Genomic DNA, 24,825 nt, shown 5'->3' on the forward strand with positions numbered 1-24,825 from the left:
CTTTAAGTCTATATCAACGAAGGTATCTCAATAATCTATTTGAAAAAACTTTTTTGAATTTTAGTAGATTATTTATGTGCCATTCATTTATTGACGGTAATTCATTTTCCATGAATATAGAACCAGGTCTATATACAGCGATTCGAGCCGCTCTTTTTCCGTCAATAGGCTCCCAAGATAGTGCATCTCCGTATTCTTCTTCAATCTGTTGTCTACTTTCTAATAAATAGCTTAAACATGCTTCATTTTCTTCGGCATCGCCAAAATCAATGTAGAGTTCGGTACGAACTTTATCACCTTGACAAAAATTAGCTCCGTAATTTATTCCAGTTATTCCAGATGCAAATGCATACCAGTTTTGAGGCTGTCCTGCACGTGCAGAAGTGAATCGATGGTTTTCTCTCAACTTATCGATTAGATTTTGGAAATAAGACCTATATCTTTCGCCTTTTGCACTTACTTGCTGTGATACTTTGCTTTTAGATTTACTTTTATACCATTCATTTGGAAAAACTACAGGTTTTAGGTTAAATGCTGGTTTAGAATCATCAATTCGAATTACTTCAACTACTACGGCAAAAAACTGAGTTTCGGTATCTGTTCTATTATTTAGCCACTCTAGAGCTTGACGATGTTCCTCTCTTATACTTTCAGCAACCCATATTACAGATGAAGCTTCGAATCCAGCAGCGTAGGTCAGCAACTTCCCTAAATGATCGTGATCTGTTTGAGAAAATTGATTTTCTATAATCACATGTTCAGCAGAACCCAAATCTTTAGCTAATATATCTAGTGAAAAGTCACCAACACTTGCTTCTTCTTGGGTTAATTCTAACTCTAAACCTATAGTATCTCCTAAGACGTTAATATTTCTGGCTAACCAAGGCGTGAAGTCTAATGCTTCGTGTGGCCAAATATCTCTTAGAGGCACTTTTTTTATTTGTCCGAACATTATTCTCTCTAGTTATTTAGAATCTATTTGATAACGCTGAATCACTATTTTTACTAAGTTAATATTATTAATGTTTATGTACTAATGAAAACTATTTTATAAGTATCACAGATGTGCTCAATAGTATAGATTAATGTCTATTACCTCAACTCCTATTCTAGTGGTTATATTTTTATTTATAACGATAATTGTAATGCTTATAACATATCAAAAAAAGCAGCACCCCGAAAGAGCACTGCCATCACCTAAAAAACTATTTTTCAATTCAAAACCCTAACCCCGCACATTCACCACATAACGTCCCACAGCCTTACCATCAATAAAGCGATCTAAATACTCAGGCGTTTGTTCAAGGGTGATTTCTTCCGCGTATTGCTCCAGATTGGGTAGTTTCATGTCCGTTGCCACGCGCTGCCAAATCGCTTTTTTGTCCTCAAGTGGGATAAATACCGAATCGATACCGAGCAGCGACACCGCGCGGGTGATAAACGGTAATACCGTCATCGTAAACTCAGCGCCGCCCGCCAAGCCGCAAGAGGTGACCGCGCCGCCCGCTTTAGTTTGTTTTAGTAAGTTGGCCAAATAATCGCCGCCGATGGTGTCAATGGCGTTGGCCCATAGTTCGCGACCGACAGGTTTATCACCGATGTCATTAATACTATCGCGATGACGGACTTCGCTTGCGCCAAGCGCTTTTAAATAGTCGCTTTGCTCAGGCTTACCTGAGAAGGCGATGACCTCATAGCCAAGCTGACTTAATATGGCGATACTGATACTACCGACCCCGCCGGTTGCACCCGTGACCGCGACTGGACCGTCTTCAGGTTTTGCGCCCATTTTCTCAAGCTTTTGCACACTTAACGCTGCGGTTAAACCGCCCGTACCATAGATCATCGCTTCTTTTAGTGTGAGCGATGACGGGCATTCGACTGCCCAATCGGCAGGGATAGATATCATCTGAGCGAGACCACCATCGGTATCCATGCCCAAATCATAGCCAAAGACCACGACTTCTTGGCCTTCGGAAAATGTGCCAGACTTATCGCTTACCACCACGCCTGCGGCATCAATACCGGGTGTGTGCGGGTATTGTTTGGTAATTCTTTTATTGCCGGATGCTGACATCGCGTCTTTGAAATTTAATGATGAATAATGGACTTCGATTAATAAATCATTGTCAGGCAAGTCGCTGGCACTGCGCTGCTCAATACTTTTTTTAAATTCACCGTTGCTGGTTTCGTGAACCACTAAGGCTTTAAAGGTCGCATTATTAGAGACAAGAGAGTTATTAGCCATAACAGTGTTCCTTGTTAAAATGGTATTGCCTGCTTATGGTTTAATATGGGCAGGCAGGAATTTATAAAAAACGTCTTATGGCTTTAACAATATTTTGCCTTTTTTGCTCGATTGCACCTTGCCCGAGACCGCTTCTTTAATATTATCTAAGCCATAAATGCCGCCTGTCGGTAGCTTTAATTTACCGCTAGCCGCGCGCTCAACAAGCTCTTGCATCAAACGGTTTTTATTGGCGGCGTCCATCTTTTGCATCAGCGCGCCGCCCCAAAACCCTTTGATAGCTGCTTGCTTAAAGATCAGATGCGTTGGATTGAGCGCGAGCGGTTGACCCGACATCCCGCCTACGGCTGCCATCGTACCGCCATGGCCAAGTAATGATAATAAATCACCGCCAGATTGACCGCCAACAGAGTCGACGGCGCCGCTTATTTTGCCATCGCCGACGATACGGCGAACTTGTTCTTTCCAGTCGTCATCATCGCTCACCACGTTGTTTTCGGTGATACCAATCTCGGACAGCTCGTCGGCAGAGTCTTTACTACGCACGACGTTGATGGTATGGATACCGCGCTCGGCGGCTAGCATTGCCAGTGACTCGCCAACCGCGCCATTGGCGGCGTTATGAATGAGCCATTGACCAGCATCAAGCTCTAAAAACTCAATGAGCATCAAGGCGCTCATCGGCATGGCGATAAGCTGCGATGCCATTTCATCATCAATAGCATCAGGTATCGGGAGGACACTGCTGGCAGGCGCGGTAAAGTACTCAGCCCACGTGCCTTCGACGCCAGTTGCCACCACGCGCTGACCGACTTCTAAATTATCGACCTCTTCGCCAATGGCATCGATCGTACCAACCGCTTCGCTACCAGCGAGCGCAGGCAGTTTGGGTTTGGTGCCATATTGGCCTTGGATGGTAATGAGGTCGTGATTATGGATAGAAGATAGAATGGTTTTGATACGGACTTCGCCTGCCTTTGTCTCTGGGGTAGGGCGGTCCTCGATACGAAGTACGTCAGAGGGTTTGCCAAATTCGTTATAAGTTACGCTACGCATGATGAAATCCTTTCTTGTTTTTAGTGAAATGTTTTTAGTTAACGTCGTCTAAGCTTAGTGCTAGATAACTTAAGGTTTTAGCAATACCTTACCATTTTTACCTGACTGCAAGTTGCCATCGACCGCTTTTTTGATATCCGCCAAATCAAACACCGCCTCCACAGGCAGATGGAGCTTGCCACTGGTCGCCCGTTCAATCAGCTCGTCTATCAAACGCTGTTTGTTTTCGACACTCATTTCCTGACTGGTTTTACTGCCCCAAAAGCCTTTTACGGTGGCTTGTTTAAAAATCAAGTGCGTCGGATTTAGCATCATAGGTTTGCCCGACATCGCGCCAAACGCGGCAAATGTGCCACCATGACCGAGCAGTGATAATAACTCACCGCTATTTTTACCTCCGACAGAATCGACCGCCGCGCTGATTTTATCGTCGCCAATGATGGATTTTACTTGCGCTTTCCAGTCGTCATCTTCGGTATTGACATTGTTTTTGATATCAAGCGCTTCAAGCTCTTTGATGGCCTCGCTACTGCGAACGACGTTGATGGTTTTTACGCCGCGTGCCGCCGCTAGCATAGCAAGCGATTTGCCGACCGCACCGTTGGCGGCATTATGGATAACCCATTGATCGCTTTCTACTTCTAAGAACTCTAATAGCATCAACGCACTCAGCGGCATGGCAATCAGCTGCGCGGCCATCTCATCATCCAAACTCTCAGGGATGGCAAACACCATATCCTCATCAGCGACGAAGTACTCCGCCCATGTCGCTTGCACGCTAGCGGCAGCAACGCGCTGACCGACTTTGAGATTTTTAACCTCGCTACCCACAGCATCGACTACGCCGACCGCCTCGGAACCTGCGATAGCAGGCATCTCTGGCTTAAAGCCATACTGACCGCGAATGGTTAACAGATCATGGTTGTGGATAGAGGCGAGCACGGTTTTTACACGCACCTCGGTGGGCTTAGGTTCTGGGATAGGGCTATCGCCGAGGCTCAATACTTCGGTGGGTTTGCCAAATTCGTTATAAGTTGCGCTGCGCATAAGCATTCCTTTATTGTCGTTTTAACGGTTTTTAAACGAGCGAATATCTGTGCAGGCATCAACACTAACAACTCTAGCAGCGTTTTATCAGTACTTTTTTGGTTAAGGAGTGTTGTCGTCGCCTCATTGTGCTCATGGTTTTAGAGCATGTCCTCATTTTAAAAATGGTGATAAAAATGAGATAAATCGCAGTCAAATAAGGATAATATCGAGATATTAGTCAGCTATTTGACACCGTTTGGCCAGATTTAGCCATTTTTAGCCCATTTAGATGGCTATCGATTGAATTGAGGACACGCCCTAATAAAACTCAATGCGGCTTAGGACATGCTCTTGGATAAGGTAAGCGCAGATATACGCACTTGGCCATGCAAAAACAAAGGCCAACCCCCAAGAGTGTAGCAGCTCGCCAAAAAAGCCATCGACCAAGCCGACTTTTACCAGTAATAGGGCAGTTGAGATAATAAGCGACATCATCATTGCCATTAGTCCAGTAAATATCAGACGGTAGTATTTGCGCCGTGTGCGTATTCTGATGATAGGAAAGTTTGCCATAGTGTTGGGTGTCCTACGCGATGTCGATAACAGTCAAAAACGCGATGACGCTACGACACTGAGTTTTTAGCAGATTATATCGCGTGCTCAAATGTGGGTAAAATCGTTGTTACTATTGACCAAGCTCGTTATATCGTAATGAGTGTGCGCCATAAAAAACATCATTTGTAATAAGTCCGTTCGAAATAAAATCGATGTGCTCATATGAGTGGGCAACTGGTATAAATTTTCCTCGCTTGCTGTGTCTACGCTGACAGATGTGGCGCAAAATTCATACCAGCTGCACTGTATCGGCTTTAAAGTGAATTAACTATCAGTGCGATTCACGACAAAGCCCAGCGGCACTGATGACACTTATCCTACTGCTATGAGGCGCTCTAATAATGCAATTGTGTTTTCTTGTCTGACCTGCGCCACTCCTTGACCTGCCCATAAAGACTGGTGCTCGGCATCGTCGTTTTTCTTTGCATGCGCGCGCAGCGCTTTGGTCATGGCGTTTAATTGTGGATAAGGCGGTAGCGTATCAGCGCTTTCAAACGGCGCAAAGTCGCGCAGATAGTCATTTAATAAACCGCGTGCCTGCTTGCCTGAAAACAGACGGGTTAAGCGGGTTTCGCTACTGCGCTTGCCCGTACTGGCATCCAGTAAGGCTTGCTTATAAATATCATTGATACCGCATTTATCTGTCGTCAAAAATGCCGTGCCAATTTGCGCCATCTCAGCACCTGCCGTCTGTACTGCCTTGATATCCTGTCCCGTCATAATGCCACCTGCGGCAATCAACGGAATATCTGTACAGGCGCGCGTTTGACTAATCAGCGTCAATAATCCCAATGGATCGGTTTCGCTTTGTGGCAGCCAGCCACCGCGATGGCCGCCCGCTTCGACGCCTTGTACGCAGACGGCGTCCGCGCCAATATCCGCCCATGCTTTTGCCTCGTGAGGATGATTGGCCGTACCGACGACACGTGTGCCTAGACTCTGTAAGTGCTGCACTTGCTCGGCACTGATAATACCAAAGGTAAAGCTAGCGACAGGCACGGGGTTGTCATAGAGCACTTGTAACTGGTCTGCAAACCTCAGCGCTGGTCGCTCAGGCAATGAGATGTCTATCTGGTTTTTTTGATAATATTCGTCTAACCAAGCAGGAATGTCGCTAGTAAAGGTATTAGACTCATGCTCAGACAACACCATTAAATTAATCATAAAAGGACGGTCGGTGCGCGATTTGATGGTATTGATTTGCTCGTTTAACACCTCAGGCGATGTGGTGCCAGCACCCAATGAGCCAAGCCCACCAAAATCACTCACTGTCAGCGCCAGCTCAGGCGTAGTCGCTCCTGCCATTGGTGCTTGGATGATTGGATGGGTCAACTGCAGAGTATCTAGTAAGGACATGACGGGTCTCCTGTTGATTTTATACTAAACCAAAAAAGCACGATAAATGGCGGCAAATCGTCCAGCTACCTAGCCAGCCACCTAATAAAGTAACTGCGCTCGTTTGCTCGGCCATTTCGGCTTTTTTGGTGGTGTGGTTATGAGATAGCATGACTTACTGTAGCAAAGCTGGGTGCTCGGTGGGTGAGATAGTGCTTATTTAGTTGCTAAATAAGGATAGCAGAGGCACCGTAAATCGTCGTCAAACAAGCTCAAGAAAAAACGATATAAAACATAAAGCTTAATGCAAAAAAAGGTCAGATTTTAAACCTCGGTTGGACTCTGCGTTATCAAATAACGTGCCCACGTAGTCCGTGCGATAGTCCGTATTATTTGCCATGTTATTCTTCTTATGGACGATGTTGAGTAGTAACCTATGATTAGATATCACTATAGCACTTACTATACTTATTTATATAATGTTGTGTTGGCAAATAGTAGTCATAAGGTTACTCTATGGTGGCTTACGCTACCGCTTAGATATAGTTAAGAAGGTGTTGAATATTCACAAACAGTTATCGCGCGATTGGTGTTTCTTTGTCTTGCGTGCTGTGCTGACGCCGACAGATGCTACGCAACATAAACACCAGTAGCAGGTGGCACCACGTAACACCATGTCATACAGAGTATCTTGCATGCCCATTTTATTTTATTGAGGATTGTCTATCTGGGCGCTATGCTTGCGGTGGCCATGGACGATCGGCATCACTGATGATCCACTCTGCCACGTAGCCTGTCGGCGGTAGCTGCCAGTCTGATTGCCCCATCACCTCTAGGATGCGCACGGTTTTTATTACTTTGCCGCCTTCGGTGACGCCAGTACGCAGTAGGGCGGAGGAGCAGGGTTTGCCCTTGACCCACATTGACTGCTCGATATAGATCCAGCGCTCATCAAACCCCACCACTCTGGTCTTGAGCGTGACTTTATCAAAGGCGCGAATACGCTTGCGGTATTGGATGGTACTGCCAGCGACCACCAAGCCCCAACGCTGCTTGAGCAGCTGACGACCCAGCCCGCTTCGTACTGCAAAGTCCGTACGACCCAAGTCATACAGAGTGAGGACGCGGCCATTATTCATCTCAAGGAAGTTGTCGATATCTGACAGACGACAGCGAAAATGGATTTCGCTGGTATCTTTAAACGTTAAGGTATGGCCTCTTTTTGCTTGTAGCGCAGCATGCGCGATGGTGCTGGCATAACGAATGAATGGATACATAGGACAGTCTCAAAGGGTCAGTAGTCTTAAAAGACCAGTAGTCTCAAAAGACAGGGAGTCAGGTAAAAGGTAACGCTGGCGGGATACGATAAAATGCCGCCCGCTCGATTATCACGCCGCAGAGGGCACGCCAATGTGTTTAAAGTACGCACAGACGGTTTCGGGTAACCAATTGATATCAAATCGGGACTGTGTATACAGAGGCGTCGATTTGTCTTTGCTCGTGTGATAACGAATAAAACCCACGTGCCCGCCGTGCTCGGTGTCCAAGATAGTGACAGTGTCTGATACGTCATTTTCTGTGGCGGTAAAGCCCAAGAAAGGATCGTCTTTGGCGCTGATGAGCAATAGTGGGCGGGTGACATTGATAAGGTGCGGCAGAGCAGAGGCACTATAGTAATAGTGATTGTTTGAGCGGTAGCCGTGGCGCGGTGCGGTGAAGATATCATCAAAATCGCTGATACGATTGACCGCTTTGATCGATGCCATCTCCTCTGGGCTGATGTCGTTGGCGAGGGCTTTTTTGATAATGGGGTTGAGTAGATATGGCGTATAAATGCGATGGCTCAAAAAACTGTGCATACTAAGCGCCGCTGACGACATATCGACTGGTGCTGAGATCACAGCAGCGCCTTTACATAGCGCTTGATCGCCATATTCTCCTAGGTATTTTGCCAAGGCATTACCGCCAAGTGAGACGCCGACGGCATAGATATTGGCATACTGCTCGCGCAGCGTTTGTAGCATATGATGCACCTCGTCTGTATCACCAGCGTTATAAAACACGCGGCCTTTTGCTGGAATGCCGCCGCAGCTACGAAAATGGGCGACGACGAAATGCCAGCCCTGCGCGTGTACCTGATACGCCAGCGCACGCGCATAGTGACTGTCACTACTGCCCTCCATGCCATGAAACAGGACAATCAGTGGGGTCTGGTGAGACGTCTGATCCGCTGACTCTGTGAGCGCATGCGCATCGTAAAAGTCATAAGCGATGTCTGTCTCGCCTAGAGAGTCTGGTTTGATGACGCGGCGATAAGTAGGGGGCTTGGGCGCAAAAAACTTCGGCAAAATGCTTTGTAAGTGTGGGTTGCTTAGCCAAAATGGCGGCTTAAACGGGGCAGGGGAAAACGCGGTATCAGGGCTAGATGTGGGCATAAAGGCTTCTTATTTAATAGTTATTAAAATTATCGTTAAAATCATCTTTAACAATCAATGCCTTATCATACCGACGGCCGTGGCCAAAACCAATACTTTTCAGTGAACGCTCAGTGAACGTATGATTACTCAAAATTTATGATGACTCTAAGACGCGCCCATCCATCGCTAGCCGCTCTTTTAAGTCGGCAATATCTGCTTGGGGGAGCGTCGCGGTCAGCATGACTTGCTGACTATAAGCGACATCTTCAACCTGCCCGCCCAAATCCTCAATCACGTAGCGGCACTGGGCTTCGGTAGCAAACGTCGCGACTATCTGCACCTTTGCCATCGGTATATAAGGGCTTAGTGTCATTTGGTCGACGGCCGCTTGTGCTGAGCCAGCATAGGCGCGAGTCAGGCCGCCTGCTCCGAGCTTGATACCCCCAAAATAACGCACCACCACGATGATGACGTTGCCGATAGATTTGTGCTGCAGTACGCCTAATATCGGACGGCCCGCCGTGCCATTTGGCTCGCCATCGTCATCAAAGCCTGCGCTGGTGGTGTTGTCAGGGTCGCCGATGATATAGGCCCAGCACCAATGACGCGCATCAGGATACTGCTCGCGCAGCTGTTCCACGTGAAACATCGCTTGCTCACGCGAGCTGACAGGATAGGCATGAGCGATAAACTCAGATTTTTTGATCTCAAGCCGCGCGGTCACGGGGTTTTTTAAGGTTTGATAGCTCATATTGCATCGATGGTACACTTAGGGTTAGATGGGATATGTTAAACTGACACCACTATAACAAAACCCTATATGACTAAAGGTAGTAAAAAGTATGCGTCTCGATAAATTTATCAGTAAAGCCACTGAGCTGTCACGCAAAGAGTCCAAAAAAATCCTCCACGCCTCTGAGATCACCGTCAATGATGAGGTGGTCAAAGACCCTGGCCTACATGTCGATATTATCAATGATGAAGTGCTGTGGGCAGGCGAGCCGCTCTCGGTAGCGACGGGTAATCGTTATATCTTGCTGCATAAGCCTGAAGGCTTTGAGTGTACGCTAAAAGCCAAAGAGCATCCGATTGTCACCGAGCTGATCGCTGTGCCTGAGCTTGCCAGCTTGCGTATTGCAGGCCGCCTCGATGTCGATACCACAGGCGCACTCCTACTGAGTGATGATGGCAGCTGGCTACACCGCGTGACCAGTCCCAAGCACGAGCACGCCAAAGTCTATGAGCTAACGCTTGCTGATCCTATGAATGAGGAGGAGCAAGCCCACGCAATCAAAAAGGTGGGCGAAGGTATCTTGTTAGAGGGCGATTACGAGCCGACCAAACCTGCTACGCTAGCGTTCATTGATGAAACTCATGCGCGTCTGACGCTTGAGCAAGGCAAATATCATCAGGTCAAACGTATGATGGGGTATTTTGGCAATAAAGTCGTTGAGCTACACCGTGCCAGTATCGGCCATATCACGCTTGATGGGTTAGAAAAAGGCGACAGCCGCTTTTTGAGCGCAGAAGAAGTGGCCAAATTCTAACATTGAGTTTGAGTGCCGACTGGTCAAAGCGATAACACGTCACTAAAGACACCTCATCAGCAGCCACGCTATGTGTGCTGCTTTTTTTATGAAAAAATCATCTATGGCAGCTTGTGCGTTGCCTATCTCTTAAAGCTGGGTAGCAATTTTGCAAACTTGCGCCCTGAGCGCTTTGCAAATACCCTTCTTGTGCTAAAGTCTTGTTATTCTTTTTACTTCGTTTTTTTACATAATATCGTTGTCTTTATTGATAGCGCCTGTGGCAGCACACGTAAGTAATACGTGCCTATGCCTTATTAGCAGCGATTTGATAGTAATGCCTATCGCCGTTTGTTTGATAAACACTTGCTATCAATCCACCAAATAGGATGGTCTTTGTGAAACTCCCTGTATTAAAATTTACCAGCTTGATGGCGGCCATGTTACTTACTGCTACCGCCTGTGCGCAGCCGAGCGCCACCGACGTCAGCAAAAAAACGCTCAATCAAATACAATCAGCAGGCAGTGTGAGCCAAACGCTCGATAGTCAGTTGCGTGAGCGCTTGACCCAAGCGGGTATCAAAGCTCAGATTACGGCGATTGTGCCATCGCAGCTGCCCAATATGTATCAGGTCAGTCTCGCCGGCCAGCCGCCACTACATATCACCGAAGATGGCAAGTACGTCATCCAAGGCGAGCTACAAAAAAACCCCAGTAAGCAGGTGGTGACCAAAACCCCTGCCCGCAGCCGTAGTGAGCAAGCAGGGCAGCCGGTGAGTGCCGAGACCAAGTCGGCCATCCTCGCCAATATGAGTGCGCTCAAACACATGAGTGCCAAGACCCCGTTTTTTTATACCGCGGTGCCAGGGGTGATCTGGGGCGCGACGCTAGAGGGTATGCCGTTTTTGTTGTCTGATGATGCGCAGTACATCACCGATGGCGAGATATCTGTCATCGAAAACGGTCGATTTATGGGGTTAGATGAAACTTTTGAGCAGCGCAAAAACCAGTCAGTCTTTCAGGGGTTAGACCGTCAGCAGCTCATCACCTATCCTGCCACTACCACCGAAAAAGCGGTGATTTATGTGGCGGACGATGTCAACTGTCCTTATTGCCGCCGCTTTCATCAACAGCTACCGATGCTCAATGACAAAGGCGTCACGGTGCATATTATTGGTTATCCGATATATGAAGCATCGCCTGAGCAGATGCGTGCTATCTGGTGTCAAGGCAGTGAAGATAGCCGCCGTCAAGCGTTTGACAAAGCCATGCTGCAAGGAGAGATGACGCCTGCCCCAGCAAGCTGCCAGGCCGACCATCTGACCCCCAATCGCGAAAAAGCAGCAGGGCTGGCCGTGATGGCGACGCCAGCTATCTACCGCGAAGACGGCGTGCTGTATCAAGCAAGTTTTGATAGTCCGGAGTTTTTAGAGTTTTTGGGCGTGGAGTAAGATGAGCGGTCGCACGCCATAAATGCTGCGCGGTGTTTATTGTATATGCTGGATTTGGCGCAAACGTGTCGTAGCGCTAGTGCTCTAAACCAATAATGACACGGCGCTTATCGCAACATACTGATAAACAGAGACTTATGGCAACACAATATCGACGATTTTCCATTCAATCAGACCTTGTCGCTGCATCTCGATGGTCAGCGGATATCCTTTGATCTGTCCGCTGATAGTAAAGCAGTTGATGCCACAATAGCTCAGCGCTGGCTTGTCACTATCATTGCCTTGCATGGCTTGTTTTTCTAGCTCAGCCGCTTGTTTTTGCATGACCTGTTGCATTTGATCTTTGACCACCGCATCGATATCACCGCGATGAATGATGAGGTTTTGAATCAAGTTTTTTAGATTGACCTGATTGCTGGCGATGGCCCACGCCGCCGCCAGCTCTTTGGTCGCGGTATTGGCTTGACCTTGGGTGTTGATGACGGTTTCGATGTTTTGTGCGGTGATGGCACCATTGACGGCCTTTATGATAAAGGTGTTGGCCGCTTGTATTAATGGCTCGCCGCCGAGCTCGGCCACCAACGGATAGCTGCGTATGGTGGTCGCAAATTGATTGGTGAGCTGGGTTTGTACGCTTGGCCTGACTTGCTCGTAGTCGATGGCGGCCGCAATCGCCGCACCGTCGTTGGCATCATAGGCGTTTTTGAGCTGATAGGCACTGTAGTAAGGCGAGCCTGCATAAACTGTCACCGCAATGACGATCAATAAAACCAACAGCTTTTTCATAAAAAATACTACCTTATCGCCAATCTAAAAGCTAAATTTAAATGCGTACGAATATGGCGATAAATACTAGCATGAAGCCCTGCCAAAAAGGTATAAAAACCTTTGTGCTATTCTTAACGAACTCTGTTTTGGGCGCCCATCATCTTCTGTCCGACAATTTCGCCTCTAATGCGCTTGATAAATCACCTTGCCATCTCCATAAATAGCGCAAACTTTTAATAATTGATTTGGCTAAGCAGCACCCCGCCGCATTCGCTTGTACGATTCAGATGATTCTCTTCTTTGCTTTTTATTGTCTCGCCATGTTTCATGTGAAACAGCATTGCGAGTCTGAATAGCAACAGACGATAATTGCTATGGGTTGATGAATCGATCGATCGGCGGCCCTGCGAAGACGATAGGAGAGCCCATGAGTAAGCGCGATTTTTATGAAGTATTAGGTGTCAGTAAAACCGCTGACAGCAAAGAAATTAAGCGAGCCTACCGCAAGCTGGCCATGAAATACCATCCAGATCGCAACTCTGATGACCCTGATGCCGAAGACAAATTCAAAGAAGCATCGATGGCGTATGAGGTGTTGAGCGATGAAGAAAAGCGCTCAGCCTATGATCGTATGGGTCATGCGGCGTTTGAAAACGGCATGGGCGGCGGCGGTTTTGGTGGCGGCGGCAACTTCCAAGACATCTTCGGTGATATCTTTGGCAATTTTGGCGATATCTTTGGTCAGTCGCGCGGCGGCGGTGGTCGCTCACGTCGCGGCTCGGACTTGCGTTATGTGATCGAGCTCACCCTCGAAGAAGCGGTACGCGGTACTAAAAAAGAAATCAGCTTTACCGCGCCTGCGCCTTGCGACACTTGTGACGGTAAAGGCGCAAAAGACGCCTCTGACGTGGTGACGTGCCAGATGTGTCATGGTCAAGGCCAAGTACGTATGCAGCAAGGCTTTTTTGCTGTACAGCAGTCCTGCCCGCAGTGTGGCGGCTCAGGTAAGCAAATCAAAAACCCATGCCCTGACTGTCATGGTAACGGCGTCAAGGACAAGTCACGCACGCTTGAAGTCTCTATCCCAGCCGGCGTCGATGATGGCGACCGAGTTCGTCTCGCAGGCGAAGGCGAAGCGGGTGGCGCTGGCGTACAAAATGGCGACCTGTATGTCGAGGTACGCGTCAAACCTCATGACGTCTTTACTCGCCAAGGCGCGGATCTGTATATGGATGTGCCCGTCAGCATCACTGATGCCGCTTTGGGTAAAGAAGTGGAAATCCCAACCTTGGATGGTAAAGTCAAAATCAAGGTCGCTGAAGGTACGCAAAGTGGCAAGCTGTTACGCGTGCGCGGTAAAGGTGTAACGCCAGTACGCACCACCATGAAAGGTGATCTGATCTGCCGTGTGGTCATCGAGACGCCCGTGAACCTAACGCGTGAGCAAAAAGACCTATTGCGTCAATTCCAAGACACACTAGATGGTGATAGCAAGCATCAGCAGTCGCCGCATAAAAAATCTTTCTTTAAAAAGATCGGCGATCTATTTGATTGATCAAGGGTTTTCATCGCGTTGATCACGCATATGGCTTAATGAATCAATAACAGACCTCTAGTGTTTCACGTGAAATGCTAGGGGTTTTTAATGGGTGTATAAAAAACCACCCACGCAGGGATATTTGCTAAACTTAGGATAAATGATCTATAAGCACCACCGTGCTAAAAACATAAATATCTAGGACAAAACATGACTCAACAAACCAAAAAACAAACACAAGAACAAACCATCAAAGTCGGCGTCATCGGTGCTGGTGGCCGTATGGGACGCATGCTCATCGAAGCGGTACAAGACAACCCACAAACGACACTGAGCGCCGCGATTGAACGTCAAGGCTCAAGCCTTGTCGGTGCAGATGCGGGCGAGGTCGCGGCGATTGGGCATTTAGAGGTGCAAATCGTCGATGATTTAAAGGCAGTGATTCATGACATTGATGTGCTGATTGATTTTAGCTTGCCCGATGCCACTGAGCAAAATATGCAAGTCTGTGCGGCAAATGACGTTGCGATGGTGATCGGCACCACAGGTTTTAATGAGCAGCAAGAGCAAGTGCTAAAAACTGCCAGCGAGCAAATCGCTATCGTCTACGCAGGCAACTATTCAACGGGCGTTAATTTATCGCTAAAGCTGCTCGGTATGGCAGCCAAAGCCTTTGGTGATGACGCCGATGTGGAGGTCATCGAAGCCCATCATAAGCACAAAATCGATGCACCATCGGGCACCGCCTACATGATGGCAGAAGCAGTGGCCGACGCGCGCGGACAGAGATTAAAAGACGTCGCTGTCTATGGCCGTGAAGGGCAGACCGGCGAGCGCGAAGCGGGTAGCATTGGCATTCATGCGATACGCGGCGGTGAGATCATCGGTGATCATACGGTGATGTTTATCGCTGATGGTGAAGTGGTCGAGATTACCCACCGCGCCCGTGCACGTATGACCTTTGCTGCTGGTGCAGTACGCGCCGCAACTTGGGTAATTGAGCAGGGCGCTGGGCAATATAATATGCAAGATGTACTGGGTTTAAATGAGTAGCTCTGCCCGTGCTTATCTTAAAGCGCTCAGTTATGTGGTAGCGACTGTGATGGCAGTCAAACACAGTCGCCGTGTCCTTTATAGCCATGCTATTTATAAAAGCCTACTAGCCACGGCTGTTGGTATGACGGTGCCGCTGGTGGCTGTCCAAGCGGCGACTTATGAGACTTATGTCATTGATACCTATGGTGGTCAGGCACTCATACCAGCGGTACGCGAGCAGTTAGAGAGTAGCCGTGACGGTGGTACGGTGACCAGTTATCAAGACAAGCTGGTCATCCGCACCACGCCTGCCAATTACCCAAAGCTGCAGCAGCTACTGTCTTTGATTGATCGTCAACCACAAGCGCTCACGGTCGCGGTGCGTGTTGGCAATAGCAGCAGTGTTCAGGATAATATTCGTCAGGGTCAGGTTATTATTACCAATCGCGGTATCCAAGGTGCAGGCGTAATCAATCAATATAACCGCCAGCAACAAGGTAGTAGCTTGTATCAAGTACAAACGCTGTCTGGTAGTGCCGCTAGTATCAGTACAGGTACGCTCTATTCATTGACGCAGAACTATCGTGCCACTATTCAACCGAATTATCATTATCCAGCTGACCGTCAGCCAAACGCGCAGATTGTCATTCAGCAGCAGGTACTACTGCCAACGACGCAAGGCATTGCTGTCACACCGCGTCTACTACCGAATGGTCAAGTCGAAGTGAGGTTGTCACAAGTTGAAGAGCGACTGGCGCGATCCAACTCATCCTACAATAGGTACGGCACGAGCAGTAATAGCATTCAAAGTCAAAGTCTGAACAGTACGATCATTGTGCCGCGCGGACAATGGGTGACGATCGGTGAGATTTCACAACGCTCAGTCAATAGCAGCAGTCGAACGGTCAAGAGCACTAACACGGTACCGATTGAGTTGTTGGTTCAATAGCTCATTACGCAAATGGCTAAATACAAAAAAGCGCGGCACTGCTTATCACAGTGCCGCGCTTTATGATGGATATCAATGGTCTAAAAGTTGAAAAGTTAATCAATATAAACCACGTCTAACGGCGGAAAGCCATTAAACTCGACCGAAGAATACGAGTTGGTATAAGCGCCCGTGGTCAGCCAATAGATTTTATCGCCAATCTCCAGCTCTTCTGGTAGCTGATAGCCCGCTTCTTCGTACATGATGTCGGTTGAGTCGCACGTCGGGCCTGCCAGTACCACGGTGCCTTCGCTTGTTGATGTTTCCATTTTTGGCGTATACACAGGATACTTAATGGCCTCGCCCAATGTCTCAATCAGACCTTGGAACAAGCCCACGTCGGTATATACCCAGCGAGTGAGATCCGTATGCGACTTACGCGAGATCAGTACCACATCACTGACCAACACGCCTGAGCCGCCGACCAACGAGCGGCCTGGCTCAAGGATAATCTCAGGCATCTCGTCTTCGTTGTAGTCATCAGTGAGATAACGAGTGATTTCTTCGGCATATACCCGAATCGGGTTGACCTCGCTGATATAATTGGTCGGAAACCCGCCGCCTAGGTTGATCATTTGCAGTTTGATATTTTCTTCGTTTTTCATCCAGTCAAACATATATTTGACTTTAGCCAGCGCATCATCCCAAGCGGCCACGTCTTTTTGCTGGCTGCCGACATGGAACGAGATGCCATAAGGCACCAAACCCAGCTCACGTGCTTGAATAAGCAAATCAATGGCCATATTTGGGTGACAGCCAAACTTACGAGATAATGGCCATTCAGCGGTTTCTGACCCTTGTACTAAGATGCGTACAAACACTTTAGCACCGGGTGCATGCTTGGCGATGTTTTTTAGATCCGCTTCTGAGTCAGTAGCATATAGCTCGATGCCTTTATCAAAAGCGTATTTGACGTGCTCGGCTTTTTTGATGGTGTTGCCATACGAGATGCGTGATGGCTCAACGCCGCAATCAAGCACGCGGTCCAGCTCATAGATGGAAGCACAGTCAAAGTTTGAACCCAGCTCTGCCAATAGCTCGATGACTTCAACCGCTGGGCTGGCCTTCATGGCATAGTGGATTTTTGCTTTTGGAAACAGACTGACCATCTCATGATACTTGGCTTTGATACGACTAAGATCCACCACCAAAAATGGGGTTTCGCGACCTTCAGCGGCTTTAGTAAATTTCTGCCAAGCGGCAGAGTCAAAATATTGGTCAATTTTGATCATCGTCATATAAAAAACCTTTGGTAAAAGCGAATAGCAAATATGCTTGGCTTATGCGTTAGTGGTTTGCGGCTGTTGTTCAGCAGCATGTGCGCCTTGTTTTTCGCGGATTTTGATTACTTTACGTACTTTATCGCGTGCTCGTGTTTGCTTGAGACGAGACAAGTAATCGACAAAAATGACCCCATTTAAGTGGTCCATTTCGTGCTGGATACATACTGCGAGCAGGCCTTCGACCTCTTCGTCTATCTTGTCGCCGTTTTCGTCTAGGGCTTCGATGCGAACCTTGGTCGGACGCTCGACTTTGTCATAGACATCTGGCACTGATAGACAGCCTTCTTCGTACGGTTGTTTTTCTTCGACCAGTGGCGTCACTTTTGGGTTGATAAACACGCGCGGCTGGCTTTTATCTTCAGATAAATCCATGACGATTAGCTGAATATGGCGATCCACTTGACTGGCAGCCAAACCGATACCTTGGGCATCATACATGGTCTCAATCATATCGGCGATCAAGGTTTTGATTTCAGCAGTCACTTCCTTGACAGGCTCAGCGATCGTACGCAAGCGCGGATCTGGATAGTTTAAAATAGGGAGTAATGCCATAATGCTTACCTCAATGTTAAGGATAAAATAGGGTATATATTATAAGGTAAATGGGGACAAAAGTAATGCTTATCAATACTTTCCCTTTATGTTCGCGGGCGTTAGAATTTATGCCGGTACATACAAAAGCCCTGCTAATCGCAAGGCTTTTGGGTAAGATACATATTTTTGCTCGATGAGTTTTGCTTGATTGATTTTGTTCAAAACTATCTTTTTTATCAATGCAGTTTTATCAAGTTATCTGTACCAAGTTAGCTAAGATGCGTTTCTTATACGCGGCGCTTACTGACGATCATCTCATACAAGAACAGTAAGATGATGGCACCAATGACAGAGAAGATAAGACCTGTAAAGCCGCCGTCGGCATCGATACCGATAAGCCCTGCAATAAAGCCACCGAGCATCGCCCCGACGATACCTAATACAATCGTCATAATCCAGCCCATGGGATCGCTACCTGGCTTGATAGCACGTGCCAATAACCCTGCGACTAAACCGACGATAATCATCCAAATAAAGCTCATATTATTCTCCTAATTTTTTATCATTTATAATTGCGTGATGTGCTTTGATGAATTTATTGTAGTCATTCTAAGGATTGAAGAGTAAGCACAAAATGTTATCTGTGTATGGGCTATGTGAGGAAAAACCGCTGTTTGCTATCAAGCAGATGAAATAGGTAAACGGAAGGTTACAAAGGTAGTAAAGTCGCTAACGGGTGGCAAAAATATGTGCTGAAGTAAAAAATGATAGACATCAGACAAAAAAAGCGCCGTTTATCATCCATAAACGGCGCTTTGGATATGGGATAGGCGGCTTATAACAGTGTTAAATACAATAAATCAGATATAGCCAATTGACAATAAAACGGTGATATACGTTTAAACGCGCTACTGGTATCAATTTGACTTGTGTGCTGCGCCTATCGCTTGCGCAGGGCGGTGAGTAGTCGCTGATGAATTCCTTCAAAGCCGCCATTAGACATAATGACGATGGCATCACCTGACTGCGCATACGCACAGAGATGCTCAATAATACCCTCAATACTACAAAGTACTTGCTGATGACCGATGGTACTATCCTCGGCCATCGCGGTATCAATAACTTCTTTAAGCCCCCACTCCAGCCCAGACGGCTCATACCAGAGCGTATCGTCGGCTAGCGCCGCTGACTGTGCAAGGCTGTCTTGATGAATGCCCATCTTCATGGTGTTGCTACGCGGCTCGATGATGGCCCAAATGCGTCGGTCCGCCAGCTTCTTTTTGGCACCGTCTAAGGTAGTGGTGATCGCAGTTGGATGATGGGCAAAGTCATCGAAAACCAAGATATCATCGACATTACCAATCAGTTCCATACGGCGCTTGATACCTGCAAAGTCTGATAGAGCAGCACACGCGGTCTCTACACTCACGCCCACATCGTAGGCGGCGGCGACTGCGACGAGGGCATTGTTGACATTATGCATACCGCTCATCGACCACTCTACAATCGCTGCTGCGTTATCGGCAGGATAGCTGAGCTGAAAACGACTACCGTCAGCGGTTAATAGCTTAGCATGCCAGTCACTACCATCCGTGGCGCTGTCTGAGGCAGTGATATTTGTATCATCAATCGCGGTGCGCCAGACGGGCGTCCAGACGCCTTTTGCCAAGGTGTCCTCTAGGCTGGCTGTGGCGGTAGGCATGATGATTTTACCCGTACTAGGAATCATGCGCACCATATGATGGAACTGCGTTTGAATCGCATTGAGATCGGCAAAGATATCGGCATGATCAAACTCAAGGTTGTTTAAGATAGCCGTACGCGGACGATAATGGACGAACTTAGAGCGCTTATCAAAGAATGCAGAGTCATACTCATCGGCTTCGATGACAAAATAGCCGCCGTTTTTATCCTCACTGTCTTTATTCGCTGCAAGTTTGTCTGCACCAAGATAGCTGCTGTGGGCAAACACTTGCTGCAAGTGCGTATCAGGCGTATCGACCAGTGGCACCCCGCCGATCAAAAACCCTGCATCGATACCAGCATAGTGCAGTATCCAAGCGAGCATCGTCGTGGTCGTGGTCTTGCCGTGCGTACCAGCTACCGCGATGACGTGACGCGACTGCAATACTTGCTCAGACAAAAACTGCGGACCTGAGGTGTAGCGCAGTCCTTCGTTTAGCAGGTACTCGATGACATCCATACCGCGTTTCATGGCATTGCCTACCACCACTAAGTCTGGCGCGGGCTGTAAATGCTCGATCAGGTATCCTTCTTCGATGACGACGCCGGCATTTTGCAGCTGGGTCGACATCGGCGGATAGACATTGGCATCTGAGCCGGTAACCTTGTGCCCAAGCGCCCGCGCCAGCAATGCCAGCGACCCCATAAAAGTACCACAAATGCCAAGGATATGAATATGCATAGACGTTCCGTACGTGCTGAAGTAAAAAGGTGGACTCTCAAGCTGGTAGACCCAAAGACATAAGATCTATCGGGGCAAACTGACTGGCTGAACCTTGCTGGCTAGACTTGCTGATTAGAGTTCGTCTGCAAGGTTGGATGTGCAAACGTTTGGTGCCCAAGAGTGGGATTCATTGTAAAGTAAACGTCGTTCGATGACCAATAAAAAACACCTAATGGGTAGGCGCAGTATTGAGGCTTTATCATAACAGGCATGAGTCAGCAACAAATGGATACGCTATTTACGCGATAAAACATAATCGTCATCGAGCTGTTTGTCATTGTCCATCAATATCAGATGCTTGTCTTGAATACGGTAGGTCTCTATGTTTTCTTGCTCATAAACGATGGTAATGAGGTCATTATCTTGACGATAAATGCCAGACTCAATCGTCGGGACTTTGGGCTGGGAAGGGTTATTATACAGACTGGTTTTTAGGACGGAGCCATCGGCAAATAGGTTTAGGGTGATATCGATACTGTCACAAAAAGAGCAGGGCACCATACCGCCGTAGTCGCCTATTAGCGTGGCTTGTAGCGAGCCATAATCGGCGGTGCCCCCATCTCTATCTACATTGTCAATGCTGCTATCGGCAGTTGATTGCGCTGCCATGATCAGTGAGCGACCTTCTACGGCGTCGAGCTCGTCGGCATCAGCCTTAGATTTAGATAGGCTGTCTGCCAGATCGACGGTAGATGAGCTGCTGTCTGCAGCGTTATTGACCGGCGCAACCTTAGTACTCACTTCTTTGTTGGTATTAGAAGAGGCGCTATCGCAACCAACCACTAACATGCAAAGCGGTATACCTAAGAGCAGACGATGAAAGCGTCTGATCATCGATACAATAAAAGAGCAACTAGGCGCACGGTATATCATGGTCACACCAAAAACAGTTTTTTAAACAACATCTGAAAAGACTGCCTATCATATCGGCAAGTTCAGGGTATTGTCAAAATCGAGAAGTAATGAAAAAACCAAACAAACCATCAAAAACTATGATTTTTATGAGGCGATTATCATGTGACTCATCGTTGGTTTTGAGGTAGATAAACAGCGTTCAATCGCTTGGCAATTCTATAAAGCGGCGTATGTCACGCAGGTCTGCTTATCAGCAAATAGAATAAGCTGTGACAAGATATCAAAGGTTTAGAATACCTTTGTAGCGTTTTTGTTATTGGTTATTTTATAAAATCATGCCATACCGATAGGCGTATCGGTATGGCATGGGGATAATATGGGGATAAAGAGGACTATTTAGAGGCGATAGGACGTACGATACGCCACAACACCAAACCGTGGACGACCAGCAATAGACTAAACAAAATCAAAGACTGCTCAGGGATACTCAGTCCCATAAACGTCCAGTCGATAGCGGCGCACTCACCAGAGCCTGCAAAAACTTCTTTAAACACCTGCAAAATAGGTAAGGTGTCTAGCCAGTAGTCTAGCCCCGGACCACAAGAAGGCACTTGATCGGCAGGTAGGTGCTGTAGCCAGACGTGACGGCCTGCAACCACAGTCGACCAGCCGATACCCACCAAACTACCTAGCCATAATACCAGACGCACCGCCATAGATTTGGGGCGAAATAAAGCCGCCATCAGGGCAAACACGCCCATCACAATCAGCCCGATACGCTGAAAAATACAAAGCGGGCAAGGGGTAAACCCCATATAGCGCTGCAAAAAGAACAGCGCAAAGCTCATACCTATCACGGCCATAACGACCAAAAATACTTGTAGATTGTGGTAAGTGGTCAGCGGTAGCATGGGACAGTCACTCTTATTAGGTCGTTGTCTAAGGTGTCAAACCAGTGGTTAAGTTGGTTGCTGGCGGTATTGTTGTAAAAAGTCCATAAAGTCTTCTGTTTCGGCAGACTCAATCTCTGCTTGTTGCAAAATAGACTTTTCTGCCAATACCTCATATTTGGCTTGGGTGTTGGGGCTCAAGGTCTGCTGCAACAACGCGTCACGATGCTGCTCTGCCAAGGTAAATCCAAGTTGCCATAAGCTACCCAAGCGTTTGCTATCGGCATTGACTTGCGCCGAAATCGTCGATTCTGGATGACTGGCTTTGCCTTGCATCAAGGCCACGGCTGCTCGGTAGTCATTACCACCATAGTGCGCGTCAAATAGCTCGGCAAGTGGCTGCATACGATCTAAATGCATAAGCATCCAGCTCTCAAGCGATTGCTCTTCGCCGTTATTGATGATGTGCAAGCCCTCGCGGCGACCTTCGTTTACCACGCGCTCAAGGTTGATTGCCAGCGCTTCTTCTTCCTCAGGGAGCAAGTCAGGCGAGTCATTTAGCAGACAGTACAGCGCCATGACTTCTAGAAAACAAGCGCTAGAGAGACGGATACCGACATCGCTATACGGGTCGAGATCGATGGCGCGAAACTCGACATAGGCGATACCACGGCGCTCTAGTGCCTCGGTTGGCGTCTCACCGCTCATGGCGATTTGTTTGGGGCGGATAGGACTATAGTACTCGTTTTCTATTTGCAAAATATGATTGTTAATCTGAATAGGATTGCCGTCCGCATCATCCAAACCCAGTTTTTTAAAGCTCTCATGCGGCGTCTGAATCGCGCGGCGCAGTCCTTTGATATACTCAGGCAAGTTGTTGTAGCGGATGTCGAGCTGCTCTTGTACGCTGTTGGTATAGCCAAGTTTGCCCATCCGTAGGCTAGTGGCGGTAGGTCTGTAGTAGGTCGAGTCATTGAGGCGCTCTAGGTCATGCTCGCGCCCCGCTAAAAAACACGGACAAACGCTGGGGCTGGCTCCCAATAGATACAGCACCAAGCTGGTTAGGCGCTTAAAATTACGGATCAGTCCAAGATACTTATCGTTTTTAAACTCCGTCAGCGTCAGATTTTGCGCCGCTGGCGTCTTTTCTTGCCAAGCCGCAAACAAATCATCACCAAACGACAAATTATAATGCAAGCCTGCGATGGTCTGCATACGGCGACCATAGCGGATACCAAGCCCGCTGCGATACAGTGTTTTTAACTTGCCCGTATTAGAGCTGCCATAGTCGGCCAGCGGAATATCTTCATCGTTTGATGACAGCATACACGGCATGGATAACGGCCACATCAGCTCACCCTCAGGCATACCTTGATAGACCAGCAAATGCAGCTGGCGCAGCATGTTTAAGGTTTCTTTGGGAGAGGTTTTTGGGTCAGTGATCAGCTCAAGCAGACTTTCTGAGTAATCTGTGGTAATAAACGGATGAGTAAGTTTGGAACCCAGTTTGGCTGGATGCGGGGTTTGTGCCAAAAAACCATCAGGTTTAACACGCAAGCCTTCTTTTTCGATACCGCGGAGCATCTCGGTCAGATGCTGATGGTCAAACCAATTGGGGATTTCAAAGTTCACAAAGCTACTCACAAAATTACTCATAATAGGCATCTATTGTTATTGATTATGGCAGACCAAAACACGACGGGCGTTTGACCATAAAAGAGGTAAATATAAGGATGAAGAATTTGGTCAGTTTAGCTTAAAGCAGTCCTGAAAACCACGGACAATTACAAATACGATAAGCTTTATCCAAGGCGGTTTTGACTGGTTTTACTAAAAAAATTGACACACAAATCACAGAAAAAAGCAGTCTGGTTTACTGCCCATTTAGCGAATGGGCAGGCACGAGACGAAAAAGCACCTATAGATAAGATAGAAGCCTTATCCATAGGCGCTTGAACCGTCGTTTTCAAACCGCAAAAAAGCGTCATTTAGATAGAGAATGACGAGCCGCAGCCACACGTCGTGGTGGCGTTGGGGTTGGTCACGATAAAACGCGCCCCCTCTAAGCCCTCGGTGTAGTCAACGGTAGAGCCTTGCAGGTATTGATAGCTCATCGAGTCGACGACTAAGGTCACATCGCCATTATCAAAATTGGCGTCGTCTTCATTTAGGTCATTGGCAAAATTAAAGCCATAAGAAAATCCTGAGCAGCCGCCACCGGTGACATAGACGCGCAGCATCAAGGTGTCATCGCCTTCTTCTTCGCGCAGGCGGCGCACTTTTTGAGCGGCGCTGTCCGTTAGGTTTAAAACCGTTGGGTCTACAGGCTGGGCGGCGCTTGGGTTAAATTGATTGGCTGATTCGTTCATATCTACCTCAGTTACTAGGATCAAAGGCTGTCGTCCTGTTTGGGTTTGCAAGCACAGTCATGCAAAAAAAGATACGCACGGCGTTTGATTCAATGGAATGCTGTCATTATGGCAAAGCGATGCGCGCGTTATCAATCCTCGTTATCAATATAATACAAGTGTCATCACTCACGCGCTAAATACATGCTCGGCCACGGGCACTTATGGTATCGCAGTATATCATAATGGGGGTGTTGATTCGTTTGTCAAGAGTGACGCTTAGTTATGCGTTATTAATAAACAAAACTGCCTTCGCGATGCTGCCGTACGGCCTCACCGAGGCGACTATGTTTACCGACCACGTTTAGCGATGATAGCCATCATAGCAATCAAGATTTGCTTTTAAAATAGTGATTTAATCGTTTGCCTATCGGTGAGGCGTT

At 47.6% G+C, this 24,825-nt stretch carries 23 protein-coding genes; 5 read left to right on the forward strand and 18 right to left on the reverse strand.

The features are described 5' to 3' along the window. Positions 1 to 13: 13 nt before the first annotated feature. The 9 genes from C6W44_RS05000 to C6W44_RS05040 all read right to left on the reverse strand — a co-directional run bounded on the left by C6W44_RS05000 (position 14) and on the right by C6W44_RS05040 (position 9,451). Complete coding sequence (locus tag C6W44_RS05000; protein WP_105244467.1) at positions 14 to 952, reverse strand: DUF4268 domain-containing protein; 939 nt, start codon at positions 950 to 952, stop codon at positions 14 to 16. Between the two features lie 273 nt (positions 953 to 1,225). Continuing rightward, positions 1,226 to 2,248: a YhdH/YhfP family quinone oxidoreductase gene (locus C6W44_RS05005; RefSeq protein ID WP_105244468.1), complete on the reverse strand. Its 1,023-nt coding sequence runs from the start codon at positions 2,246 to 2,248 to the stop codon at positions 1,226 to 1,228. 75 nt (positions 2,249 to 2,323) lie between these two features. Further along, positions 2,324 to 3,304 carry a zinc-binding dehydrogenase gene (locus C6W44_RS05010; protein ID WP_105244469.1) on the reverse strand — a complete coding sequence of 327 codons (981 nt, stop codon included), beginning with the start codon at positions 3,302 to 3,304 and terminating at the stop codon, positions 2,324 to 2,326. Positions 3,305 to 3,373: 69 nt separating this feature from the next. Further along, positions 3,374 to 4,351: a zinc-binding dehydrogenase gene (locus tag C6W44_RS05015; protein WP_105244470.1), complete on the reverse strand. Its 978-nt coding sequence runs from the start codon at positions 4,349 to 4,351 to the stop codon at positions 3,374 to 3,376. 300 nt (positions 4,352 to 4,651) lie between these two features. Beyond that, positions 4,652 to 4,906, reverse strand: coding sequence for a DUF2798 domain-containing protein (locus tag C6W44_RS05020; protein ID WP_075101317.1), 255 nt, complete (start codon positions 4,904 to 4,906; stop codon positions 4,652 to 4,654). Positions 4,907 to 5,260: 354 nt separating this feature from the next. Then, positions 5,261 to 6,304, reverse strand: a complete 1,044-nt coding sequence (locus tag C6W44_RS05025; RefSeq protein WP_105244471.1) for an NAD(P)H-dependent flavin oxidoreductase — start codon at positions 6,302 to 6,304, stop codon at positions 5,261 to 5,263. A 713-nt stretch (positions 6,305 to 7,017) separates the two neighbouring features. Continuing rightward, positions 7,018 to 7,560 (reverse strand): acyl-CoA thioesterase, encoded by a 543-nt coding sequence (locus C6W44_RS05030; RefSeq protein ID WP_105244472.1) that lies wholly within the window; start codon positions 7,558 to 7,560, stop codon positions 7,018 to 7,020. A 111-nt stretch (positions 7,561 to 7,671) separates the two neighbouring features. After that, positions 7,672 to 8,718 (reverse strand): YheT family hydrolase, encoded by a 1,047-nt coding sequence (locus C6W44_RS05035; RefSeq protein ID WP_105244473.1) that lies wholly within the window; start codon positions 8,716 to 8,718, stop codon positions 7,672 to 7,674. A gap of 136 nt (positions 8,719 to 8,854) precedes the next feature. Next, positions 8,855 to 9,451: a YigZ family protein gene (locus C6W44_RS05040; RefSeq protein ID WP_105244474.1), complete on the reverse strand. Its 597-nt coding sequence runs from the start codon at positions 9,449 to 9,451 to the stop codon at positions 8,855 to 8,857. A 91-nt stretch (positions 9,452 to 9,542) separates the two neighbouring features. Between C6W44_RS05040 and C6W44_RS05045 the strand changes: the two genes are divergently transcribed. Beyond that, positions 9,543 to 10,247 carry a pseudouridine synthase gene (locus tag C6W44_RS05045; protein ID WP_105244475.1) on the forward strand — a complete coding sequence of 235 codons (705 nt, stop codon included), beginning with the start codon at positions 9,543 to 9,545 and terminating at the stop codon, positions 10,245 to 10,247. 368 nt (positions 10,248 to 10,615) lie between these two features. Next, on the forward strand, positions 10,616 to 11,677 hold the full coding sequence (locus C6W44_RS05055; protein WP_227526361.1) for a disulfide isomerase DsbC N-terminal domain-containing protein: 1,062 nt from the start codon (positions 10,616 to 10,618) through the stop codon (positions 11,675 to 11,677). A gap of 135 nt (positions 11,678 to 11,812) precedes the next feature. On the opposite strand, the gene C6W44_RS05060 is transcribed toward C6W44_RS05055, so the two are convergent. Next, positions 11,813 to 12,463 carry a DUF2939 domain-containing protein gene (locus C6W44_RS05060; protein WP_105244478.1) on the reverse strand — a complete coding sequence of 217 codons (651 nt, stop codon included), beginning with the start codon at positions 12,461 to 12,463 and terminating at the stop codon, positions 11,813 to 11,815. Positions 12,464 to 12,872: 409 nt separating this feature from the next. Here C6W44_RS05060 and dnaJ point away from each other — a divergent pair, with 409 nt between their 5' ends. From dnaJ to C6W44_RS05075, 3 genes are all read left to right on the forward strand, one after another. After that, a complete protein-coding gene (gene dnaJ / locus C6W44_RS05065; protein ID WP_105244479.1) occupies positions 12,873 to 14,000 on the forward strand; it encodes a molecular chaperone DnaJ in 1,128 nt (375 codons plus the stop codon). 192 nt (positions 14,001 to 14,192) lie between these two features. Continuing rightward, on the forward strand, positions 14,193 to 15,035 hold the full coding sequence (dapB, locus tag C6W44_RS05070; RefSeq protein ID WP_105244480.1) for a 4-hydroxy-tetrahydrodipicolinate reductase: 843 nt from the start codon (positions 14,193 to 14,195) through the stop codon (positions 15,033 to 15,035). Further along, the gene (locus C6W44_RS05075) at positions 15,028 to 15,966 is read left to right on the forward strand and encodes a type II and III secretion system protein (RefSeq protein ID WP_227526362.1); all 939 of its coding nucleotides are present in this window, start codon (positions 15,028 to 15,030) and stop codon (positions 15,964 to 15,966) included. The genes dapB and C6W44_RS05075 overlap by 8 nt, the downstream gene beginning before the upstream one ends. A 95-nt stretch (positions 15,967 to 16,061) precedes the next feature. Here the strand turns inward: C6W44_RS05075 and C6W44_RS05080 are convergent, their stop codons facing one another. The 8 genes from C6W44_RS05080 to erpA form a co-directional block, all read right to left on the reverse strand. After that, positions 16,062 to 17,237 carry a type III PLP-dependent enzyme gene (locus C6W44_RS05080; RefSeq protein WP_100748950.1) on the reverse strand — a complete coding sequence of 392 codons (1,176 nt, stop codon included), beginning with the start codon at positions 17,235 to 17,237 and terminating at the stop codon, positions 16,062 to 16,064. 48 nt (positions 17,238 to 17,285) lie between these two features. Then, a complete protein-coding gene (def, locus tag C6W44_RS05085; protein ID WP_105244481.1) occupies positions 17,286 to 17,840 on the reverse strand; it encodes a peptide deformylase in 555 nt (184 codons plus the stop codon). 269 nt (positions 17,841 to 18,109) lie between these two features. Continuing rightward, positions 18,110 to 18,364, reverse strand: a complete 255-nt coding sequence (locus C6W44_RS05090) for a GlsB/YeaQ/YmgE family stress response membrane protein (protein WP_105244482.1) — start codon at positions 18,362 to 18,364, stop codon at positions 18,110 to 18,112. Positions 18,365 to 18,762: 398 nt separating this feature from the next. After that, positions 18,763 to 20,247 (reverse strand): UDP-N-acetylmuramate:L-alanyl-gamma-D-glutamyl-meso-diaminopimelate ligase, encoded by a 1,485-nt coding sequence (mpl, locus tag C6W44_RS05095; RefSeq protein WP_105244483.1) that lies wholly within the window; start codon positions 20,245 to 20,247, stop codon positions 18,763 to 18,765. Positions 20,248 to 20,523: 276 nt separating this feature from the next. Continuing rightward, positions 20,524 to 21,078: a copper resistance protein NlpE N-terminal domain-containing protein gene (locus C6W44_RS05100; protein WP_227526363.1), complete on the reverse strand. Its 555-nt coding sequence runs from the start codon at positions 21,076 to 21,078 to the stop codon at positions 20,524 to 20,526. A gap of 458 nt (positions 21,079 to 21,536) precedes the next feature. Further along, positions 21,537 to 22,055, reverse strand: a complete 519-nt coding sequence (locus tag C6W44_RS05105; protein WP_105244485.1) for a disulfide bond formation protein B — start codon at positions 22,053 to 22,055, stop codon at positions 21,537 to 21,539. 48 nt (positions 22,056 to 22,103) lie between these two features. Then, positions 22,104 to 23,690 carry a glutamate--cysteine ligase gene (gene gshA, locus C6W44_RS05110; protein ID WP_105244486.1) on the reverse strand — a complete coding sequence of 529 codons (1,587 nt, stop codon included), beginning with the start codon at positions 23,688 to 23,690 and terminating at the stop codon, positions 22,104 to 22,106. A gap of 332 nt (positions 23,691 to 24,022) precedes the next feature. Beyond that, positions 24,023 to 24,403 carry an iron-sulfur cluster insertion protein ErpA gene (gene erpA, locus C6W44_RS05115; RefSeq protein ID WP_105244487.1) on the reverse strand — a complete coding sequence of 127 codons (381 nt, stop codon included), beginning with the start codon at positions 24,401 to 24,403 and terminating at the stop codon, positions 24,023 to 24,025. Between the last annotated feature and the right edge of the window lie 422 nt (positions 24,404 to 24,825).

Source organism: Psychrobacter sp. Marseille-P5312, from assembly GCF_900291405.1.
GTDB lineage: Bacteria > Pseudomonadota > Gammaproteobacteria > Pseudomonadales > Moraxellaceae > Psychrobacter > Psychrobacter celer.

Coding starts and splice junctions, on each gene's coding strand:
- C6W44_RS05000 (WP_105244467.1), bottom strand. CDS start 952: ATGTTCGGACAAATAAAAAAAGTGCCTCTAAGAGATATTTGGCCACAC.
- C6W44_RS05005 (WP_105244468.1), bottom strand. CDS start 2,248: ATGGCTAATAACTCTCTTGTCTCTAATAATGCGACCTTTAAAGCCTTA.
- C6W44_RS05010 (WP_105244469.1), bottom strand. CDS start 3,304: ATGCGTAGCGTAACTTATAACGAATTTGGCAAACCCTCTGACGTACTT.
- C6W44_RS05015 (WP_105244470.1), bottom strand. CDS start 4,351: ATGCGCAGCGCAACTTATAACGAATTTGGCAAACCCACCGAAGTATTG.
- C6W44_RS05020 (WP_075101317.1), bottom strand. CDS start 4,906: ATGGCAAACTTTCCTATCATCAGAATACGCACACGGCGCAAATACTAC.
- C6W44_RS05025 (WP_105244471.1), bottom strand. CDS start 6,304: ATGTCCTTACTAGATACTCTGCAGTTGACCCATCCAATCATCCAAGCA.
- C6W44_RS05030 (WP_105244472.1), bottom strand. CDS start 7,560: ATGTATCCATTCATTCGTTATGCCAGCACCATCGCGCATGCTGCGCTA.
- C6W44_RS05035 (WP_105244473.1), bottom strand. CDS start 8,718: ATGCCCACATCTAGCCCTGATACCGCGTTTTCCCCTGCCCCGTTTAAG.
- C6W44_RS05040 (WP_105244474.1), bottom strand. CDS start 9,451: ATGAGCTATCAAACCTTAAAAAACCCCGTGACCGCGCGGCTTGAGATC.
- C6W44_RS05045 (WP_105244475.1), top strand. CDS start 9,543: ATGCGTCTCGATAAATTTATCAGTAAAGCCACTGAGCTGTCACGCAAA.
- C6W44_RS05055 (WP_227526361.1), top strand. CDS start 10,616: ATGGTCTTTGTGAAACTCCCTGTATTAAAATTTACCAGCTTGATGGCG.
- C6W44_RS05060 (WP_105244478.1), bottom strand. CDS start 12,463: ATGAAAAAGCTGTTGGTTTTATTGATCGTCATTGCGGTGACAGTTTAT.
- dnaJ (WP_105244479.1), top strand. CDS start 12,873: ATGAGTAAGCGCGATTTTTATGAAGTATTAGGTGTCAGTAAAACCGCT.
- dapB (WP_105244480.1), top strand. CDS start 14,193: ATGACTCAACAAACCAAAAAACAAACACAAGAACAAACCATCAAAGTC.
- C6W44_RS05075 (WP_227526362.1), top strand. CDS start 15,028: ATGAGTAGCTCTGCCCGTGCTTATCTTAAAGCGCTCAGTTATGTGGTA.
- C6W44_RS05080 (WP_100748950.1), bottom strand. CDS start 17,237: ATGATCAAAATTGACCAATATTTTGACTCTGCCGCTTGGCAGAAATTT.
- def (WP_105244481.1), bottom strand. CDS start 17,840: ATGGCATTACTCCCTATTTTAAACTATCCAGATCCGCGCTTGCGTACG.
- C6W44_RS05090 (WP_105244482.1), bottom strand. CDS start 18,364: ATGAGCTTTATTTGGATGATTATCGTCGGTTTAGTCGCAGGGTTATTG.
- mpl (WP_105244483.1), bottom strand. CDS start 20,247: ATGCATATTCATATCCTTGGCATTTGTGGTACTTTTATGGGGTCGCTG.
- C6W44_RS05100 (WP_227526363.1), bottom strand. CDS start 21,078: ATGTTAGTGGTTGGTTGCGATAGCGCCTCTTCTAATACCAACAAAGAA.
- C6W44_RS05105 (WP_105244485.1), bottom strand. CDS start 22,055: ATGCTACCGCTGACCACTTACCACAATCTACAAGTATTTTTGGTCGTT.
- gshA (WP_105244486.1), bottom strand. CDS start 23,690: ATGAGTAATTTTGTGAGTAGCTTTGTGAACTTTGAAATCCCCAATTGG.
- erpA (WP_105244487.1), bottom strand. CDS start 24,403: ATGAACGAATCAGCCAATCAATTTAACCCAAGCGCCGCCCAGCCTGTA.